The organism is Ruminiclostridium hungatei (genome assembly GCF_002051585.1).
Classification (GTDB): Bacteria; Bacillota; Clostridia; order Acetivibrionales; family DSM-1351; genus Ruminiclostridium; species Ruminiclostridium hungatei.
The window spans coordinates 1-1,110 of the sequence record NZ_MZGX01000074.1 but is presented as its reverse complement, the minus strand read 5'-3'; the positions used below and the strand labels follow the sequence as shown (position 1 = coordinate 1,110).

The following is a 1,110-nucleotide window of genomic DNA, read 5'->3' as shown; positions in this document are numbered from 1 at the left end:
AACAAGGTTCCTTCCTGAAACATCTGCAATAGACTTATACTGTACTTTTTCAAAACCATTACATATACAATTATTATATACTTTATCCAATATATCTCTGTCTTTACAGTAAAATTCTATAAATCCAGAATCGGTACAAAGAAATACAAATTCACAATTACTTTCTAAAAAGTCTTTAAAAGTATTAATTTCAACTCTTTTAGAGTTTATAGGATACGCCTTTATATCAAGAAATATCATGTAATACTTATCTCTTGAAATACATTTAAGGAATTCTTCTCCACTTAATATGTCTATCTCAAAAAATTTTTCTTTTCGTTCTCCATTATCGTAATATAGAAAATCTTCATGAATTATTTCCCATTCATATTGAAGTACATCTATTCCACTAAAAATTTTACCAAGATAATTATTATTTTCATTTTTCACATTAATGTCTAATGCAATCATTTTCTATTGCTCCTCTCCATATATAATTCTACTTATAACACAACCTCTTTTAGCATGCAGAATGTAAGAAACTTAAACCAAATCTTTAGGTTTATACCCTGGCATTGACCGCATCCAAATATCAATTAAAGGCTTAGGTATAATAAATGGGCTCACTCTAGCTTCAACAGCATCCCCTATTCGGATAGCACCTTCTTTTAATGCAGGTAGTAGTTTTATAAGTGTTTCAGGAGATATTAAAGGTATCGGATCACCTCTATCACCATTTTCATCATACTCATGACCATGCGGGAATGTATGTCCAACACCACCATGATTATAGTCTATATCCACATCAGGTTCCCCATTTGGTTTATACCATCTTTCTTGCTTTTTACTTCCATCTGGGTTATAAAGTGTGCCTGTGGAACCCGACTCCCCATTCTTTGGTAAATTAGATGTTGGGGTTTTAACTCCATTTTTCTCAGTATACGTTTTTGGAATCTTAGCAGCTTCATTAATATTAGGACTCCCCGCCCCCTTAATACTTGTATTACTTTTATTAACAACATTTGAAGGCTTAGCTTGATCTATAGCCGAATTAATTGCTGAAGTTTGATAATTTTGGGGTACATTTTGCTGAATATTTACAATTGCTTTTTTAGTATCACTTCCATATTT

2 protein-coding genes are annotated in these 1,110 nt (G+C 31.6%); both read right to left on the bottom strand.

Annotated features, from left to right (window positions below; genetic code table 11):
* On the bottom strand, positions 1-450 hold a 450-nt coding region (locus CLHUN_RS21595; RefSeq protein WP_080066727.1), incomplete at its 3' end, for a DUF2691 family protein.
* A gap of 72 nt (positions 451-522) precedes the next feature.
* The coding region (locus tag CLHUN_RS22290; RefSeq protein ID WP_242656595.1) for a hypothetical protein at positions 523-1,110 on the bottom strand (588 nt) is incomplete at its 5' end.